This window comes from Acerihabitans sp. TG2 (genome assembly GCF_035013185.1).
GTDB lineage: Bacteria > Pseudomonadota > Gammaproteobacteria > Enterobacterales > Enterobacteriaceae > Acerihabitans.
In genome coordinates this window covers 64,658-82,955 of sequence record NZ_JAYGJO010000019.1, presented here as the reverse complement: position 1 = coordinate 82,955, position 18,298 = coordinate 64,658, and the positions used below count along the sequence as shown (strand labels likewise).

Below are 18,298 nucleotides of genomic sequence, written 5' to 3'. Positions count from 1 at the left end.
TATTAATGAATAGAGAGATTAACGGGATATCAGCGTAACCTTGAGAATTCGCCTTGAATAGAATGCCGGTGGAACCACCGGCATGAATAATTAATGTTGTTTTTCGAGTGCTTCCCAGAGTCCGAGAAGATAGGTCGCCCCTAAGGCTCGGTCATATAAACCGTAGCCTGGACGACCGGTTTCGCCCCAGATAAAACGACCATGGTCAGGGCGTATATAACCATTAAAACCATTGTCATGCAGCGCTTTCATTACCTTGTACAGGTCCAGTGAACCGTACTGGGATAAATGTGCTGACTCATAGAAATCTTTATCTTTAATGATTTTGATATTACGTACATGAGCAAAGTGAATGCGCTTACGCCGGGTAAATTCAGCCAGAATTTCATACACATTGTTTTCAGGATCTTCCGCAATGGAACCGGTGCACAGCGTGATACCGTTCGCCTCAGAATCCACCGCGTTGCAAAGCCAGTCCAGATCTTCGCGGTTTTTAACCACGCGTGGTAGGCCAAAAATGGAATATGGCGGATCGTCTGGATGAATGGCCATTTTAATGCCGACTTCTTCGCACACGGGCACAACAGCTTTCAGAAAATATACCAGGTTTTCGCGAAGTTTATCGTCATCAACATCTTTGTATTTAGCGAACAACTCCTGCACTTTCGCCAGGCGCTCAGGTTCCCAACCAGGAAGGGCGAAGCCATTTGAATTTTTGAGGACTTCCTTAACAACTTCATCGAGGCTTTTATCGATATCTTTTTTTTCAAAAGCCATGGTCAACGAGCCATCCGGCAGAACATAGTTCATGTCCGTTTTCATCCAGTCGAAGACCGGCATGAAGTTGTAGCAAATGACTTTTATGCCAATTTCCGCCAGGTTGCGGATAGTCTGTTTGTAATTCGCAATATACTGGTCGCGGTTTTCGTTGCCTATTTTGATGTCATCATGGATATTAACACTTTCAATGACTTCCATTTTCAGACCCGCGGCACGAACGTGATCCGCCATCACGTTGATTTTATCTTTCGGCCATACATCACCAACCGGAACGTCATATAGCGCGCCCACGATGCCTTCCACTCCGGGAACTTGTCGGATATGTTCCAGCGGAATTTTGTCTTCATCTGGTCCAAACCAGCGCATTGTCATTTGCATAAGTTTTATTACCCCTAAACGTTAAATCTTCACCTACCATACTAGTATCTATAGTAAAGACTAGCAAGGCAACTTTATGCGATCATAATCACACAATGGAATTCTGCCGGTATCGGATTGTTATTCACCGGCCAACATGTTTGAGATGTCGACCTGTTGATCGTTCTTTACGAGGAAACCCGCTTCAAGAAACTGAAGCGGGCTTTTTGCTTTGTGATTTAACTCTTTGAAACCGATGATTTACGTCTTTAAAACCGGTCGACGTCGTTCAGAGGTCAAATCGATCCAGATTCATCACCTTCGTCCAGGCCGCGACAAAGTCTTTAACAAACTTTTCTTTGGCATCACTGCTGGCGTACACCTCTGCTGAAGCACGTAATACGGCATTCGAACCAAACACCAGATCGGCACGCGTTGCGATAAATTTGACCTGCCCGCTGAGGCGATCACGTCCTTCAAATGTTTCTTCGGAGGAGTCAGTTGCTTTCCATTCCGTGCCCATATCAAGCAAATTCACAAAAAAGTCAGTGTTAAGTTCACCCACTTTGTTAGTGAAAACGCCGTGTTGACTGCCATCGTAGTTTGTGCCGAGCACCCGTAATCCACCGATAAGTGCCGTTAATTCCGGCACGGTTAGCGTAAGCTGTTGAGCCTTGTCAATCAGGAGATTTTCAGTCGACGTACTGCCGGAAAAACCACGATAGTTACGCAAACCATCCGCTTTTGGTTTAAGCAATTCGAACGATTCAATATCAGTCTGATCCTGACGGGCATCCACACGACCTGCAGTGAAAGGTACTTCAATCGCTACGTTGACCGCTTTTGCCGCCTGTTCAACACCGACCACGCCAGCCAGAACGATCACATCGGCCAGAGACGCTTTCTGTAATGACCGTTGAATAGATTCCAGAGTGGGCAGTACACGGGCAGCAATGGCGTTAACATCCCATTCCCTTTGCGGTAGCAGCGCCAGCCGTGCACCGTTTGCACCTCCCCGTTTGTCACCACCACGGAAGGTTGAAGCCGAAGCCCACGCCACCGACGTCAGTTCACCGATGGTAAGGCCGGAAGCGGCAATTTTTGCTTTCAGCAACTCGATATCGGCGGTAGTTGGGTGATACACCGGCAGCGGCAGCGGGTCTTGCCAGATTAAGTCTTCTTTTGGTACCTCTGGTCCGATATAACGGGCTTTTGGCCCCATATCTCTGTGAGTCAGTTTGTACCACGCGCGGGCAAACGCTTCGTTAAAGGCCTGTGGATCGCCATGGAAACGACGCGATATCTTCTCAAATTCCGGATCGACACGAAGCGTCAGATCGGTGACCAGCATGGTCGGTTTGCGTTTTTTCGAAGCATCAAAAGGATCGGGAATACTATCCGGCGCATTGGCCGCTTCAAACTGGATAGCGCCCGCAGGACTGCGCGTCTGTACCCACTCATATTTAAACAGATTTTCGAAGAAGTAATGGCTCCACTGTGTTGGCGTCTGAGACCAGATCACTTCCAGACCGGAGGTGATAGCATCAGCTCCGGCACCGGTTCCATGACTGCTTGCCCAGCCCAGGCCTTGCGCTTCAATAGGTGCGGTTTCAGGGTCAACACCGACATGACTGGCAGGACCGGCGCCATGTGTTTTGCCGAGCGTATGGCCACCGGCGATTAACGCCACAATCTCTTCATCGTTCATCCCCATATTGCCGAAGGTAGCGCGGATAGCCGGGGCTGCCGAAGCAGGATCACCACTGTGATTGGGGCCTTCAGGATTGACGTAAATAAGCCCCATCTCCGTTGCACCCAACGGCGATTGGGCCAGCGATTCGGGATGGCGATGTTCAAGCCAGGTGGTCTCGTCACCCCAGTTCACGTCCAGATCGGGTTCCCATACATCTTCGCGCCCGGCACCAAAACCAAAGGTACGGAAACCGGAATTTTCCAGAGCAACGTTGCCCGCAAGGATATAGAGGTCGGCCCAGGAAATTTTTTGGCCATATTTTTGCTTCACCGGCCACAACAAACGGCGCGCCTTGTCGAGGCTCACATTATCTGGCCAGGAGTTCAACGGTGCGAAGCGCTGCTGGCCACGTCCCGAACCACCACGCCCATCGACGGAGCGATAGGTCCCTGCACCGTGCCACGCCAGGCGAATGAAAAGACCGATATAGCTGCCCCAGTCGGCAGGCCACCAGACTTGCGACTCGGTGAGCAACGCCTTGAGATCGGCTTTGAGTGCAGCATAGTCTAATTTGGCGAATTCCTGACGGTAATCAAACGATTCGCCCAACGGGTTAGAGCGGTTTGAGTGCTGATTCAGGAGGTCGACTCTGAGCTGGTTAGGCCACCAGTCCCGATTACTTGTCCCACCGCCAGTCGTTTTAGTTGTGTTTTCCTCATGAAAAGGGCATTTACCGCCAGAGGCTTCTCTATCTGCTTCAACAATAGGCTTTGCATCTTTTGCTTCTTCATCAGTAGAATTGCTCATGGTCATATTCCTTTTATGGATTCTCATTGCTATTTTATACACGGACTTAACTAAGTCATACCTGAATTACCCTATATATTTGATAGATGGTCCCTTTGGATGTCAGCGTTCATTCTGCGGATGTTGACAATAAAAGCATTCTCTCCTTGTTGACATATTGCCACTGAGTGACAAAGGTATTCCCTGTCGGGGACGCAAAATAAGAAAAGCCCGCTTAAATTTCCTTAAGCAGGCTTTTTACATCTCAATTATCCGTATTCGTATTATCTGCCAGTATTAAAAAAAGCCACGGTTTCCGTCAGCCTCCGGGTTTGCTCTTCCAGGGCACTTGCCGCGGCCACCGCCTGTTGAACCAGCACGGAGTTCTGGTGAGTCACTGCATCAATTTGCACCACGGCTTCGTTAACATCGCTAATGCCTTTGCTCTGTTCATCTGTCGCAACAGAAATTTGCGACATAATGTCCGACACAAGCTGCACAGCTTCTATCATGTCGTCGATATTGCTCCCGGCCAATTTAATCTGTGAAGAACCGCTGTTGACGCGAGCCATAGACTCTTCCACCAGGCTTTTTATCTCCTGCGCAGCCTGAGAGCAGCGTAATGCCAGGCTGCGCACCTCACCGGCAACCACGGCAAATCCCCTGCCTTGCTCACCAGCTCTGGCCGCTTCCACCGCCGCATTCAGGGCAAGGATATTGGTCTGAAAAGCAATACCGTTTACCACCTCAATAATACTGGCTATTTTACTGGCACTTTCAGAAATACCGTTCATTGAGTCATTCACATTCTGCATCAACACACCGCCGCGAGAGGCAATGTCCACCGCGCCACGAGCCAGTTCGCGCGCTTGCCCCGAATTCTCTGCATTTTGTTTTACCGCGGCGGTAATCTCTTCCATGCTCGAGGAGGTTCTTTCCAGAGATATAGCCTGCTGCTCAGAATGAGTGACTATCTCATGGTTTCCGGCGACGATATCATGGGTGCTGGCGTTGATGAGATCAGCTCCAGCACGGATATCTTCAATGACCGTGGTCAGTTGCTCGCGCATCGTGTCCATTTCATATATCAGGCTTGAGCTGTCATTGGCTTTTTTATCAACCGCGTGGGAAAGATCCCCTGAAGCAATCCGGGCGGCGACTTCAACGGCATAGCGCGGTTCGCCGCCCAGGGTCAGCAATGTACTCCGGTTAATCACATACACAAACATTGAGAGCAAAATGCTGATGGCAACGAATTCAATAATATTTTGATAAAGCGAGACCCAAAACGCCTCGTCGATATCATCCACATAAAGGCCAGTCGTTATTACCCAGCCCCAGGGCGACCAAGGAATGTTGTACGCAATTTTCGGCTGGGGTGTCGTCTCGCCAGGACGAGGGAAAACATAGGTAGTATAACCGGCATTATTGTCTCTTGTGACAGCCACCATGTCCCTGAAAATATATACCCCATTAGCATCAGTGACGTCAGCCCCTTTGCCAATCAGCTTTGCATTGATTGGGTGCATAATGACCTGCGCTTGAGTATTCAGAACGGTAAAATATCCCGTTTTACCATAACGCAGATTCTTAATGGTCTGGATAGCACGCTGTTGCGCTTCCTCTTGTGAAATCAATCCATTGGCAACAAGATCGGCCTGCACTTTAACGACGCCAAGGGCCAGTTGCGAGACATCCTGTAACTCGGTTTTCCGCAGTGTAAGTTGGTTTTCTTTAACCTTCACCGAGCCAACGAATAATGTCCCGGCAAGGCATACGAGCGCGACGACGAGTGGGAGCCAAAGTTTATGGGCAAGTGATAATTTCATGGCATGATGACCTGTTGTTGTTTTATATGGCTGGTAACGCGTCCGCCCGCGCCTTATGTGTTATCGGAAATTAAAAAAAATAAATTAATCGATAAAGTGATACAAAGATTCAATATGTTATTTTTTTGTTATAGGCAATTTAACTATCTAATAATAAAGGTATTATTTTAAACAGTGTAATTAACTCGTTAAATTTTTTATATGTAAATACGAGCGTGATCACAAATTACGACGCAGAAAGCGGCAGACATACTGAATGTGTCGCGGCTCACCTTTACCCGGTTGCTGGATAACGATGAAATCACCTACCATCGCACCGGCAACCGACGGAAACTGCGCTACCCCGATGTCATGGTTTATTGTGCTTTAGTTATTCCGACCATTGTCCATTGGGAATCCATGGCCGGAACCGCCGTGATGCGTAAAGTATGAGTGAGGAAATGTGTTGTTGGTAATTACTTATCGATTAAATCGAAATCATCTTGGGTATATCGCAGGCCATGAATATGTTCCGGTTTGAAAATATTATCGATGATTTTAATATCATCTTCAGAAATGAGGAAATTGGCTGCAGCGGCATTATCCCGCAAATGCCCAAGCTTTCGTGCTCCCGGGATAGGGACAATATCATCCCCTTTGCTCATTACCCAGGCGAGTGCAAGCTGCGCCAGCGTACACGGGTATTTCCCTGCCACATCCTGCAAGCAGCCAAGCAGTTGCTGATTTTTCTGCATTGCCTCTTTCTGAAAGCGTGGAAGATTACGACGAAAATCATTCGCGGCGAAACTGGACTGATTCGTGATTTTAAGTCGAATCATGGCCCCCATGTGTGCTACGTACGGATGTTAGGCGTGATGTCTTGCAGGCGGCTCGCCGGATCATAGACGCACAGTTGCGCCGATGTTAGTTGGGAACTGCGATAAATCACCAGATTAATTCCACCGGGATACGCTTGCGAGGGGAAAAGTATGCCGTCCAAGCCAGCGGCAACCACGTCATCGGCCATGTACCAAGTAGGAGGCTCAATGCCGTTGCCAAAACGTTCCGTACGCCAGTCGACGGCGAAGTCGGCCCACAGATCGGCCCAGTGCGTTGAGTCATATCCGGCGCTCAAGTCAGCCACCCGCAATGCTTTGGCGAAAAAAGTGCAGATCATGCCAGGCTGTAGCCAGGGATTGTCCTGTTGGTATTCGGCCAACGCGGTAGCCTCATCAACCGATAGGTACAGCGCTTCTTGACGAGGACGATTGAAGCGCCCACCCTGCCTGGCCGCGCCCATACCAGAGCAAGGTGTCGTGGCATAGGCCGGCACAATAACCCGGTAAAACGCCGGGAACCGCTCGCCGTCTAGAATAGCGACGATCATCCAGCGGCGCCGCCGGCAAACGATTCCAGGTAGGCAATGACATCATCAGCCCGGCCTTCTCTAAGCAGCGCATCAGCGGTCTTATAGCCGAACGCACGCAAGGGTTCGTTGCGAATCAGGAAAACGGCTTGCTGCGCATCTCCCGTCATCTCGGTCGCCACGGCCAGTACCCGCACCAGATCTACCAGAAACTGCTGCAATTGTTGTGCATGGGGCCGTGCGGAGGGGGTGTTGCGGTGGACATGAGCACGCTCGGCCAGTTCCTGGATTCGGAAACCGAAGAAATCGCCGACCCTCGTGGGTGATAAGTAGGCGGTATTGGGCTCGCGAAACTGAACGCTCAGCGAGTTCTGCAGTAATACGCTCATTGCAACTCCTTCCAATGCAATCAACATGCACTTATTATGCACCCATATTGCAAATATCACAATACCGACGTCGATACACCCCATAAATGCACAACCGATGCTTGTGGTTTGTCTGCATCGGCGAGCGCTCTTTGCGCAAATCCGCCATCAGAATCGAAAGCCCAACCATTTGCGCGTAGCCTAAGCAATAATTCGTCACCCCCGAATAGGCTTAACGACGTTGTCGGTTTTGCAATCTGACGGCAAACAGCATCACGGACAAGGTGAGTAAAACAGCCAGGCTCGCCATCGCCATGCCGTCACCCACCGAGCCTTGCTCGAACTGTCGCCAGACAAACACAGATACGGTTTGTACCCCTGCGGGGGCAAGCAACAGGGACGTGACCAGCTCCCGTGATGCCACAGCGAACACCATCATCATCGCCGCCAGCAGACTCGGCCAGACCAACGGTAGCATGATTAATCGCAATGCCTGCGCCGCACTCGCCCCATGTACTCTGGCGGCAGCGTCCAGATTGTCGCCAATCTGTTTGATTGCCGCACTCACATAGCGTACGGGATAAGGTAACAGCAGACAGCAGTATGCCAGGAGCAGGATTCCCCACGTGTTGTAAGGCGTAACCGGCCAGAAACTACGGTTCCACGCAAGGATCAGGCCAACACCAACAACGATACCCGGCAAGGCAGCAGGAAACAGCGACAGTGCGTCAATGCAGGCGGCAAAACGGATACGTTGAGCGACGACAAGCCAGGCGGCGAGCAAACCTACTGCGCCGACAATCAGGGCAGTGACCAGCGCCAGACTGAGACTGGTTGTCAGTGCGCCCAGAGCATCCCCCTGCACATCAAACAACGCGCTAAAATGCGCCAGAGTGAGGTTGTCCCAGGTTAGCCCACCAGAAAGCGTGCGCGTGAAAGCCGTTGCCAGCATTGAGGCTAACGGTAAGCCAACAGTAACCAAAGCAACAAGACTGAACAGTAAAATAACCAGGTAACGCCCATAACCCAGTGATCGTGGCACCACAGCGGCGGGTTTCCCCGAGGTTGTTTCCACGTTTTTTCCGCTGATGATGGCGCGTTGCACGCAGTAGGCGCAGCAGGCAATGGCGACCAGCACCACTGAAAGCCCCGCGGCACCTGGCATATCAATCGGCCAGTCGGCTAAACGCTGTTCAATGCCGGTCGTCAGCACCGCCACCCCGCTGCGGCTGCCTAATGCGGCCGGTACACCGTATTCTTCAATTGCCAGGGTAAAAGCCAGCAACAGGCTTGATGCAATCGCTGGCAGCGCCAAAGGGAGCGTAATGCTGAAAAATGCGCGCCAGGGACCTGCCCCGTGTACTCGTGCCACGTCCGCCAGTCGGCTCCCGCTGGCTGCCATGCTGCGGGAAACGGCAAAATAAACCACCGGGAACACATTGAGCGTCATCACTATCACCATTCCCGGCAGAGAAAACAGAACGTTATTGAGATCGACCAACAACAGTTGTTGAACGTAACCGTGTGATTGCAGCGCTAGCATCCACGACAGTGCAGCCAGATATGGCGGGAACAGGAAAGGGATCAAAAACAGCGCATCCCACAGTGCGGCACAAGGCAGAGCAAAAAGGCCACGCAGGGTGCCAAGTGGAATACCCACCAACGCGCTGCCCAATGCCACACCGAGACCAAGCTTCAGTGTTCCGCTCAGTAATCCAAAGAACCGTGTGTCCTGAAAAATGCGGGCAAAGGCACTGAAGGGTGCGTTAAAGGCACCTCTGTCCAGGTACGGGAAAATGGACTGTAGTAATACAAAAGTGATAGGCACCGCCACCAACAGCAGCAAAGCACTGCCGGTAAAGAGGGGTAGCAGCGTATTTTTATTCATTTCCGGTTCCCTATGCCGACGGGATGTTCCGTCGACTCATGACAAAGAAGATAAAAACACACGCTATCATCGGTTTATTTGGCGGCAAACAGGGTGGCAAATTTATCCAGTACCCGCTTACGATCGGTCGAATCAGTGGCTTCTGTGGGTAAGACTTTCAGTGAGTTAAACAAAGGCCGTTTGGCATCAACATCATCTCGGGCTGGCATTAACCAGGCATCAGCCACCAATTTCTGGCCCTGCGCCGACAGGACATAGTCGATAAAGGCTTTTGCCTGCGCCGGCTCTTTGCTGCTTTTTAGGATCATCATTGGACGCGGGACGATCACCGTTCCACTGGCAGGGAAAATCACTTTAATCGCTTCCCCGGCTTGTATGCTGTTATACGAAACATAGTCAACAGCGCCAAACACGGCGGCTTTTGCGCCTTGCAAGACCGGGGTAAGCGCCTGGGCATTCGGTCCCGCGATGATCATACCGTTGGTCTTGAGTGCCCCAAACAGTTTCCATGCTTGCTCACCGTGTGCATTTTGCAAACCTATCAACAAATCCAACGATGCGCCGGATAGTGAAGGGTCTGGCGTTGTGACCTTATCTTTAAATGCCGGCTGTGCGAGATCCTGCCAATCTTTTGGCTCCGGCGTGCCACTTTTGGTATTCCAGACAATACCCAGTGCAGATATTCCCTGAGCGACATAATAAGGCGTTTTAAAAGCCGCAGGCACATGCATAGCGTTAGGGCTTTGATATGGCAGCAGCCAGTCACGTTTCTCTAGACTTGAGGCGGTATCCCAGGAGGCGGAAATCAACACATCGGCGCGTGGATTGGCTTGTTCGGCATCCAGACGAGCCATGACTTTGCCCGTAGTCGCCTGAAAAACATCGACCTTAACGCCAGTGTGTTTTTCATAACCCGCCGCCAGTTTTTTGGCCAAGGAACCAGGGCCAGCGGTATAGACAGTCAACGCCTGCGCATTAACCGTTGCCAGTGCAAAAGTGAAAGTCATTGCAGTAAGTAGACCTGTTTTGATAAAGGAAGGTTGACGAGTTTTATTTTTCAATGCGTTCATTAGTCATTCCACCAAAGGCTATGCAACAAAAGGAGAGACTCGGGAAACCACGTCCAGTTGATCGATACGCTCAACCGCGCCTCGATTCATATGGGCAATACTGTGAGCTAACGTTTGTGCTTCATGTGGGTCATGAGTGACATATACCGCGGTGGTGCCCAATTGCCGTAATAACGCGGCCATCTCTTCACAAAGGCTTTCGCGCAGAGTGCGATCAAGGTTGGATAACGGTTCATCGAAGAGCAGAATTTGAGGTTCGGCAATGATGGCGCGGGCCAAGGCTACGCGTTGTTGCTGACCACCCGAAAGTTCTGCCGGTCGACGCTCAGAGAAGTCAGCCAGTCCTACGCGATCGAGAGTTTCCAATACACGCAGCCGACGTGATTTGGCCGTGACGCCGCGCATTTGCAACGGAAATACCACGTTTTGTGCCACCGTCATATGCGGCCATAAGGCATAGTCTTGAAAAACCATCCCCAAATTGCGTTTTTCGGGCGGCAAGCTGAAACGACCATCGACTATTTTTTGCTCGCCAAAAAAAAGGCGACCTGCGGCAGGATGCAGTAGCCCGGCCAGCAGTTTTAACAGCGTGCTTTTACCGCAACCGGAAGGGCCCAGCAACGCCATAATGGTGCCTCTAGGCACCTCAAGGCAGAGATTGTTCAATACGGGAGTGGCGGAAAAATAATGGAAAACATTTTCTACGCGGATTGCGGCAGGGGTCATGAAGCCGTTTATACTCATGGTGCAACCAACGGGAAAGGCGTTCCGCGGTGAAATGCGCAGCCGAGCACTACCAGCCAAGGGGCAGCTTTGGTCATGGATACTATCCTCTTTGGGATTTATTGTTAAGCTGCAAGCCTAATGGCGGTTTATTGCACAAATATGACGGTGCTTGGGGTGGTTTAGTCAACATGCGTGAAAACTGATTGAGGTCAGCTTCAGCCTTGATGCCGTTAACCCGTTCAGACGCAGGTGCCTTAAACAACAATCGCCAATCAGACGAGGTATGTTCTCCAGAATTCCGTCGGACTTAACGCGTGTTGCGTCATTAGCCGGGGCCGTCGCTGGCGGCCGCCAATAGGGGGACGACCAGATCGCTGAGCGGCGTAGGGATGCCGTGGGCTCGCCCACATCGCTGCACCACCCCGTTCCGGCAGTCCCATTCAAGAGGGTTACCGGCTTGCCGGTCGGCGAGGATCGAGGTACCTAAGTCGGCCGGGTAACGATGAAAACCATCGATGATCTCTTGCGGGACTTCATCGCCCAGTGTCGCACCCTCGGCACGAGCGACCTCAAGACATTCCCGTAGGTAGGCCAGAGACAGCCGGGTGATGTCGGTTCGAGTGAACATACCGGCACGGCGACCGGCCAGAACCATTAAACCCGCGACCGCGTTCTGTAGCAGTTTTCGCCACGCGACCGACGTGAAGTCCAACGCGACGTCGACCGAACATCGTGTGCCGCGCAAAGCCGTGAGCACCACGCTGGTCGCCGGCGTATCCGGTAAGGTGAGGCGCGCGTTACCGCGTAACCACACCGAGGCATCCGGCTCACGTTGCGCGGGGAACCACACCACCGAGGGCAGCACTGCGCCACCGGACAGATACGGCGCGAAGAGCGTTTTCTGCTCAACGCCGTTTTGCAGCACGCAGACCACAGTCTGCGCACTGCACAATGCCGAAAGCCAGGGTGCCGCCGCATCCACTTGTGTCGACTTGACCGCGACAAAAACCAGATCGAACGTGGTCTTCATCCCGGCCGGATCAATACACACGGGACCGGGTACCACAATTCGACCACCGTCGACACGCAACTCCAGGCACTCACGCGCCGAGCGGCCGCAAATCGTTGGCGTGCGCCCGACCTCATGAAGTGCCGCCGCCATGGTCGTACCTATTGCCCCCGGACCCACAAGAGCGATGCTTGGATTGTCAGACATCATCATTATCCTCCTGTCATCATTGTCATTCACGGCCCTGACAGCCGTGATCACTTACCCCCGTCTTACTGCTGGATAATACGTGTTTCGTGCCAAAAGAGAACCGGCGCCTTGAATCCAACGAGACATACCACCCTAAAAAAGACCGCTTGCACGGCCTTTCCAAAAACGCATTTCCCTCGCCCGTTGTGGTCGATTTCAGTGTTTGGCAGGTCGATAAATCCGCCAGTAGCCGATCAGTCTGAGGAAATTATGTTTCACTTCCTCGACCAATCGACCATCATCAAGCTCGCCCCGGAACCATTTATTGGACGGTTCGCCAAAAATAGTCCTCCCTACCGCAAATCCCTTCACCATTGGCGCATCCGCTGCCGCTGCAAAGCTCGCTTTCAAACGCTCTTCCGGCGCGTCCAGTCCCAGGATCACTACCCCCCGACAATAGCTGTCATGATGTTCGATCACCTGGCTGATAGCCCGCCACCCCTGCGCTGACAGAGGCGGCAATTTCCACCAGTCCGGTTGAACCCCCAGCGCATAAAAGCGCGACAGGATCTGCGCGTAGTATTTTTCGTCCTGGTCCGAATTGTCCTTAGGCAGGATCACTTCCAGCAGCAGTTCATGGCCGGACTGGCAGCAAGCGTGATACACCTCAGTGATTAACGACTCCTGTTCCCTGCATATCGCTTCGCTATCTTTAGGATGATAAAACACTAAACATTTCACCACATGCTCCAGTGGCCACCCCACCAACTGCGAACCAATATCACCATGTTCCAGACGTAGCGGTCTTGAGGACGGCAACTCTATCGGCCGACCGATCCACCATCCCTGCCCGGTAATGTCGTTTAGCGCAGCCTGACCATATGTGGTGTCCACCAGGATACCACCGTTGTTTTTCAGCCCCGCCTCAACGGCAGCTGCCCGGGCTCCCTGCAGCAGCAGCTGTTTCAACCGCGGTATATCGCTCTCGTTTCGCCCAGCGGCATGAGCCATGTCCACCAATTGCTGGCGGTGGTCAAACGCAAACACGCATAACTCTGGCCACTGTTGCTTACGGGTAGTCACCCGGTGCAGATGGTTTAATAGCACATCTTTATCCGGCCGTGGAACCGATTTCTCACGTAACAAGTAATCGTCCAGTTCGACCCGGGTCGGCATCGCGGGCGCGCAGCCGTGGCGGGATACCACCAGCGCACCGCAGGCATTGGCATAACGGCAGGCTGTCTCCCATCCTTCATCATTCAGATACCCGCGCAACAAACCAGACATAAAGGCGTCTCCCGCCCCCAACACATTCAGTACGTCAACCCGTACGCCGCTGTAGAGCGCCACCGCGTCCCAACCGGCCGGGATACCCCCTTCAAATACCGAGCATCCCTGTGCTCCCCGTTTGCAAACTAGCGTCGCCTGACTGACCTTACGGACATTGCTCAAAGCCTTGAGCGTATCGGTGCAACCGCCGGCGATATGAAATTCCTCCTCGGTACCCACAATCAAATCGAAATGGTGCAGCACCTCTTGTAATTCCCGGGTAACACGTTCGGAAGAGATAAAACGGGTCTCACCATCCCCCAGCGCAGTTAGGCCCCACAGTACCGGCCGGTAGTCTATATCCAGTGCCCGGCGCAGACCGTGGCGCTGTGCGAAATCCAGTGCTTTAAGTATCGCGGCGCGGGTATTGGGATGGGAAAGATGTGTGCCGGTTATCGCCACCGCCCGGCTGGAGGCGATATAATCCTCGTCGATATCCTCAGGGCACAGCGCCATATCCGCGCAGTTATCGCGATAAAAGATCAACGGAAACGTTTCCTGATCTTTTACGCCCAAAATCACCAGCCCCGTTAACCGCTCTTTGTCAGTAATGAGGTAACGGGTGTCCACTCCAGCACGCTGCAACTCCTCGCGCAGGAAACGGCCCATATGTTCATCCCCCACCCGCGCCAACATCCCCGATTTCAGGCCCTGCACCGCTGTGCCATAAGCAACATTGCCCGACGACCCGCCCAGATATTTTGCAAAAGAGGTCATATCCTCCAGTCGGGCGCCGATCTGTTGTCCGTATAAATCGAGCGCGATGCGCCCAATGCATATCACATCAAGCTTTTTTTGCTGCTGCGCCGTACCCATAATGTGTTATCCCCTCGTCAATAAAAAGTCTGTGAACATTATGAGGAGTAAAAATTTCATTTTCAATGGCATTAAAACAAATAGCTCTAATGAAATACACTCGCCAAGCAATATTCATACTGCAACATCGCCATAATCAAATGATTTTTAACGTGATATTAAAAAAATCAATCCTCTTTCCTGAAATGCAAAAATAAACATAAAGTATAATTAACATTATGTTTTATATTAATTTTTTAAAAAATAAGGCTTTTATTATTTGTACGAAAGTTCAAAGAAATGAAAATTTCATTTTTTTTGATCGACGTCTCATAAATAGAATATTTATTCTAAAATTGGTTTTTATAAAACATTCCAATCTTATAATGCCCGCTGTGAAGGGTGATGACGCTTAACAAACGAAAGTGATTCTTATTACATTATGGAGTGTATGTATATGCCTACAGTAGAAACATTACAGTATTTGGTTGACGGCCATTGGCTCGATTCCAAAACCACCCGTTTTATGGACGTGCGTAATCCCAGCACCGGCGACATTATTGCCAAAGCGCCCTGCTGTACCGAGGATGAAGTTAATACCGCCATCGCCGCTGCCCGCAAAGCGTTCCCGGCGTGGTCAAATACGCCGGTAATCAAACGTGCGCAAATCATGTTCCAGGTTCGCGAACTACTGATCAAGCATGAGGAACGCCTGACGGAACTTGTGGCAAAGGAGAACGGTAAAGCCTGGGGTGATGCCCAAGGAGATGTTTTGAAAGCCAAGGAGGGTACGGAACTGGCGTGCTCTATTCCGACATTATTGGCCGGTGAAAGTCTCATGGATGCCTCGGTGGGTATTGATACCACCCTTTATCGTGAACCCATCGGGGTATTTGCAGGCATCGTGCCGTTCAATTTTCCCGCCATGATCCCCATGGGCTGGATGGCTCCGCTTTGTATCGCTTCCGGTAATACCATGGTGATTAAAGCGGCCAGCATGACGCCGATGACCTGTATGGAAATCGCCAAACTCTATCAGGAAGCTGGCGTACCCGACGGCGTCATTAATATTGTCACCTGCTCGCGCAACGAGGCTGATCTGTTCCTAACCCACCCCGATGTCAATGGCGTCTCTTTTGTCGGCTCCACATCAGTGGGTCTGCATGTCTATTCCAAAGCGGCGGCGCACGGCAAACGCGTTCAGGCGCTGTGTGAAGCCAAAAATCATGCGTTAGTATTGGCAGACGCCCCTATTGCCCGTACCGCGGCAGGAATTATCAATGCCGCGTTCGGCTGTGCGGGAGAGCGCTGCATGGCATTGCCGGTGGTGGTGGTCCAGGAAGACATCGCCGATCAGCTGATTGCCGCTATTCTGGAAAAAGCCAAAGCGCTGAAGGTCGGCCCGGGTTACCTGAAAGAGACGGATATGGGACCGGTCATCTCACCCGAACATAAAAAGTCAGTGGAAAATTGGATAACCAAAGGAATCGAAGAAGGTGCCAAGTTGATGCTTGATGGACGCGGCTATAAAGTAGAGGGGTATGATAATGGCTATTATGTCGGCCCGACGCTGTTTGATCGGGTGACTGAAGAGATGAGTATCGGCACCGAGGAGATTTTCGGGCCGGTATTATGTTTCAAACGGGTGAAAGACTTTGAAGAAGGTCTGCGGATCATGAATCAGAATCCGTTAGCCAACGGCTCGGTTATTTTCACCCAAAACGGACATTATGCACGAGAATTCCAGAAACGAACTCACGGCGGCATGGTGGGCATCAATGTGGGCATTCCGGTACCGGTGGGGGTTTTTCCCTTCTCTGGCCATAAAAATTCATTTTTTGGCGATCTTCATTGTCTTGGTAAGGACGGCGTACGTTTTTATACCGAAACCAAATGCGTTACCAGCCGCTGGTTTGATGAGGCAGAACGCAAACGCGAAAAAGTGGATTCTTGGGACGGAACGATTTAATCAGCATCACGTTGGTTTAGCGTTACGGGGTGGTCATGTGGCTGCCCCGCACAAGCTGATGCGCCAGCATGTGCCTTGCGCCATAATCTTGCTTAAGGCATTGAGGCGGCGGTTTGATTTGCATAGGAGGACGGTGTGACCACATTATTATCGAAGTGCCAAGCCAGGGACGACAATGGACATATTCAGCACATTACCCCGGAAAATGCCGGCTGGCGTTATGTGAGTTTTGACGCCTATCTGCTTAAAAAAGGACAGACACTGGATCTCGACAGCGGCAGTCAGGAGCTATGTCTGGTACTGGTGGCAGGTTTGGCGACCATAACCACCCGCCATGTCGAATTCAGCCAGATCGGCAAACGCATGAGTCCCTTTGAACGCATACCCCCTTATTCGGTTTACGTACCCCATCACGATCAGGCGCACATCGTAGCATTAACCGATTTAGAACTCGCAGTTTGCCAGGCGCCGGGCAAGGGTAATTTGCCGGCGCGGCTAATCGCGCCAGATGACGTCGGAGTCGAACACCGTGGTAAGGGACGCAACCAGCGCCTGGTACATAATATTCTACCGGAAAACGACCCGGCGGATAGCCTGCTGGTGGTGGAAGTATTTACTGCAGAAGGGGATACCAGCTCCTATCCCAGTCACAAGCATGACACGGAAAATTCAGCTGATGAAACCTATCTGGAAGAGACCTATTATCATCGCCTTGAACCGGCTCAGGGATTTTGCCTGCAACGGGTTTACACCGATGATCGCTCCCTCGACGAGTGTTTGCCGGTGTATGACCGGGATGTCGTTAAAGTCCCTCGTGGGTATCATCCGGTGGCGACGCTGGCAGGTTACGACAATTATTATCTCAATGTCATGGCCGGCCCCGTACGTAAATGGCAGTTTACCTGGGAAAAGGACCATGCTTGGATTAACTCAGCGGAGTATCCCAAGGTGCCTTAGCGCTGAAACGAGATTTATCAACCCAGCACCCTGAGTGGGTGCGGGTTATCGCTTCGGACATCCACAGGGCATCAGCCGTTTTTTTGCATATGGTCAGACTGGTGAGCGGCATTTTGCATCGCCAGGGACAGCATCAGCGTCTGGGACAAACACATGGAGGATACCTGGGAACGGAAGCCGTCCACCTGTGCCTCACGCACCACAAAGCAAACTTCGCTGAACGCAGCCAGCGGGCTAACCAGACTATCGGTAATGGCGATTTGCTTGGCTCCGCTTTTCGCCCCCATGGAAACCAGTTCTACGACTTCCTGGGCGTACGGTGAATAACTGATGGCGATTACCACGTCGTCGGACTGCACCATACTCAGTTGTTCGGTAAACATACCGCCCAACCCGTCGATAAGAAAAGCACGACGCTCCAGATGTCGCAATGCATAGGTCAAATAAGCGGCGACACTGAAAGAACGGCGCAACCCGATAACATAGATATTGTTGGCATTTGCCAGAAGTTTCACTGCATGGGCCAAGTCCGTAGCATTAATCTGCCCCGGCAGTTGCTGAAGCGCCAGGCTGTTGACCATGCTGAACATGCTCAATATTTCCATCGGCGTTTCCGGCTCATTGGCCTCCTTACCGGCGGTCTGGCGGAATAGTCGGGCGCGTTCGGTATAGCTGACTGTGTCCTCCATCATATGTTGACGAAATACCTGTTTCATTTCATTGAAACCGTCAAAACCAAACGCATTGGCAAAACGAATCAGCGTCGAGGGTGGGACATTGGCCTTTGCAGCGATTGAGGCAATAGTATCAAAAGGGATACTGGTACTGTTATCGAGTATATAGCGCGCCACCTGCTTCAATCGCTTACTGAGCGTATCGTAGCGGTTACGTATATCATCCTGCAATGACGAAAGTTGGGAAGAAGAAGTTGTCATGAAAACGGCACACCGTGAATTTCAGCAAAAGCGCTAGTCTTGATTATTACGATTGAAAATTTCAAATCAACCTATTATTGAAAATATCTCGTCATTTTATTAAGTGCATCATGCTTGAGACCACTTAAAACGCAGTCTGGCTAAGAGACTCCCCCGCCGCCCTCAATCCACGCACAGGCTCCTGACTCTCCTGTCAGCTTGAAAAAATCCCCCCCACTGCGCTTCATTTCATTAATCTTCTATTTTTTAACGTGAGGCGACCCATCGTAGGTT

General features: G+C 51.5%; 14 protein-coding genes and 1 pseudogene. 3 read left to right on the top strand and 12 right to left on the bottom strand.

The genetic code is table 11. The features are described 5' to 3' along the window. Positions 1 to 90 precede the first annotated feature (90 nt). From uxuA to SJI19_RS16430, 3 genes are all read right to left on the bottom strand, one after another. On the bottom strand, positions 91 to 1,158 hold the full coding sequence (gene uxuA, locus SJI19_RS16440) for a mannonate dehydratase (RefSeq protein ID WP_323479350.1): 1,068 nt from the start codon (positions 1,156 to 1,158) through the stop codon (positions 91 to 93). A gap of 268 nt (positions 1,159 to 1,426) precedes the next feature. Next, positions 1,427 to 3,637, bottom strand: a complete 2,211-nt coding sequence (katG, locus tag SJI19_RS16435) for a catalase/peroxidase HPI (RefSeq protein WP_323479349.1) — start codon at positions 3,635 to 3,637, stop codon at positions 1,427 to 1,429. Between the two features lie 263 nt (positions 3,638 to 3,900). Next, positions 3,901 to 5,445 (bottom strand): methyl-accepting chemotaxis protein, encoded by a 1,545-nt coding sequence (locus SJI19_RS16430; RefSeq protein WP_323479348.1) that lies wholly within the window; start codon positions 5,443 to 5,445, stop codon positions 3,901 to 3,903. 225 nt (positions 5,446 to 5,670) lie between these two features. Here SJI19_RS16430 and SJI19_RS16425 point away from each other — a divergent pair, with 225 nt between their 5' ends. Continuing rightward, the gene (locus SJI19_RS16425) at positions 5,671 to 5,877 is read left to right on the top strand and encodes an excisionase family DNA-binding protein (RefSeq protein ID WP_323479369.1); all 207 of its coding nucleotides are present in this window, start codon (positions 5,671 to 5,673) and stop codon (positions 5,875 to 5,877) included. 23 nt (positions 5,878 to 5,900) lie between these two features. Here the strand turns inward: SJI19_RS16425 and SJI19_RS16420 are convergent. From SJI19_RS16420 to SJI19_RS16385, 8 genes and pseudogenes are all read right to left on the bottom strand, one after another. Beyond that, a pseudogene (locus SJI19_RS16420) lies at positions 5,901 to 6,248 on the bottom strand (aldo/keto reductase); the annotation flags it as partial. A 29-nt stretch (positions 6,249 to 6,277) separates the two neighbouring features. Beyond that, on the bottom strand, positions 6,278 to 6,811 hold the full coding sequence (locus tag SJI19_RS16415; protein ID WP_323479347.1) for an RES family NAD+ phosphorylase: 534 nt from the start codon (positions 6,809 to 6,811) through the stop codon (positions 6,278 to 6,280). Then, a complete protein-coding gene (locus SJI19_RS16410; protein ID WP_323479346.1) occupies positions 6,808 to 7,179 on the bottom strand; it encodes a hypothetical protein in 372 nt (123 codons plus the stop codon). Before SJI19_RS16410 ends, SJI19_RS16415 begins: the two co-directional genes overlap by 4 nt. Before the next feature lie 211 nt (positions 7,180 to 7,390). After that, a complete protein-coding gene (locus SJI19_RS16405) occupies positions 7,391 to 9,046 on the bottom strand; it encodes an iron ABC transporter permease (RefSeq protein WP_323479345.1) in 1,656 nt (551 codons plus the stop codon). A gap of 74 nt (positions 9,047 to 9,120) precedes the next feature. After that, a complete protein-coding gene (locus tag SJI19_RS16400; protein ID WP_323479344.1) occupies positions 9,121 to 10,053 on the bottom strand; it encodes an ABC transporter substrate-binding protein in 933 nt (310 codons plus the stop codon). An 81-nt stretch (positions 10,054 to 10,134) separates the two neighbouring features. Beyond that, positions 10,135 to 10,860, bottom strand: coding sequence for an ABC transporter ATP-binding protein (locus SJI19_RS16395; RefSeq protein ID WP_323479343.1), 726 nt, complete (start codon positions 10,858 to 10,860; stop codon positions 10,135 to 10,137). Between the two features lie 307 nt (positions 10,861 to 11,167). Then, entirely contained in the window at positions 11,168 to 12,058 is an 891-nt protein-coding gene (locus SJI19_RS16390) for an oxidoreductase (RefSeq protein ID WP_323479368.1), read from the bottom strand. Between the two features lie 198 nt (positions 12,059 to 12,256). Further along, on the bottom strand, positions 12,257 to 14,185 hold the full coding sequence (locus SJI19_RS16385; protein WP_323479342.1) for a bifunctional 5-dehydro-2-deoxygluconokinase/5-dehydro-2-deoxyphosphogluconate aldolase: 1,929 nt from the start codon (positions 14,183 to 14,185) through the stop codon (positions 12,257 to 12,259). A gap of 436 nt (positions 14,186 to 14,621) precedes the next feature. Between SJI19_RS16385 and SJI19_RS16380 the strand changes: the two genes are divergently transcribed. Together SJI19_RS16380 and iolB are read left to right on the top strand one after the other, a co-directional pair. Next, positions 14,622 to 16,133 (top strand): CoA-acylating methylmalonate-semialdehyde dehydrogenase, encoded by a 1,512-nt coding sequence (locus SJI19_RS16380; protein ID WP_323479341.1) that lies wholly within the window; start codon positions 14,622 to 14,624, stop codon positions 16,131 to 16,133. Between the two features lie 135 nt (positions 16,134 to 16,268). Beyond that, complete coding sequence (iolB, locus tag SJI19_RS16375) at positions 16,269 to 17,090, top strand: 5-deoxy-glucuronate isomerase (RefSeq protein ID WP_323479340.1); 822 nt, start codon at positions 16,269 to 16,271, stop codon at positions 17,088 to 17,090. A 71-nt stretch (positions 17,091 to 17,161) separates the two neighbouring features. On the opposite strand, the gene SJI19_RS16370 is transcribed toward iolB, so the two are convergent. After that, complete coding sequence (locus SJI19_RS16370; protein ID WP_323479339.1) at positions 17,162 to 18,025, bottom strand: MurR/RpiR family transcriptional regulator; 864 nt, start codon at positions 18,023 to 18,025, stop codon at positions 17,162 to 17,164. Positions 18,026 to 18,298 lie beyond the last annotated feature (273 nt).

What these genes read in the sequence shown, in the direction of transcription:
- SJI19_RS16430 (WP_323479348.1), bottom strand. Translation starts at nt 5,445, where the DNA reads ATGAAATTATCACTTGCCCATAAACTTTGGCTCCCACTCGTCGTCGCG.
- SJI19_RS16370 (WP_323479339.1), bottom strand. Translation starts at nt 18,025, where the DNA reads ATGACAACTTCTTCTTCCCAACTTTCGTCATTGCAGGATGATATACGT.
- SJI19_RS16390 (WP_323479368.1), bottom strand. Translation starts at nt 12,058, where the DNA reads ATGTCTGACAATCCAAGCATCGCTCTTGTGGGTCCGGGGGCAATAGGT.
- katG (WP_323479349.1), bottom strand. Translation starts at nt 3,637, where the DNA reads ATGAGCAATTCTACTGATGAAGAAGCAAAAGATGCAAAGCCTATTGTT.
- uxuA (WP_323479350.1), bottom strand. Translation starts at nt 1,158, where the DNA reads ATGCAAATGACAATGCGCTGGTTTGGACCAGATGAAGACAAAATTCCG.
- SJI19_RS16400 (WP_323479344.1), bottom strand. Translation starts at nt 10,053, where the DNA reads ATGACTTTCACTTTTGCACTGGCAACGGTTAATGCGCAGGCGTTGACT.
- SJI19_RS16410 (WP_323479346.1), bottom strand. Translation starts at nt 7,179, where the DNA reads ATGAGCGTATTACTGCAGAACTCGCTGAGCGTTCAGTTTCGCGAGCCC.
- SJI19_RS16415 (WP_323479347.1), bottom strand. Translation starts at nt 6,811, where the DNA reads ATGATCGTCGCTATTCTAGACGGCGAGCGGTTCCCGGCGTTTTACCGG.
- SJI19_RS16385 (WP_323479342.1), bottom strand. Translation starts at nt 14,185, where the DNA reads ATGGGTACGGCGCAGCAGCAAAAAAAGCTTGATGTGATATGCATTGGG.
- SJI19_RS16380 (WP_323479341.1), top strand. Translation starts at nt 14,622, where the DNA reads ATGCCTACAGTAGAAACATTACAGTATTTGGTTGACGGCCATTGGCTC.
- SJI19_RS16405 (WP_323479345.1), bottom strand. Translation starts at nt 9,046, where the DNA reads ATGAATAAAAATACGCTGCTACCCCTCTTTACCGGCAGTGCTTTGCTG.
- SJI19_RS16395 (WP_323479343.1), bottom strand. Translation starts at nt 10,860, where the DNA reads ATGAGTATAAACGGCTTCATGACCCCTGCCGCAATCCGCGTAGAAAAT.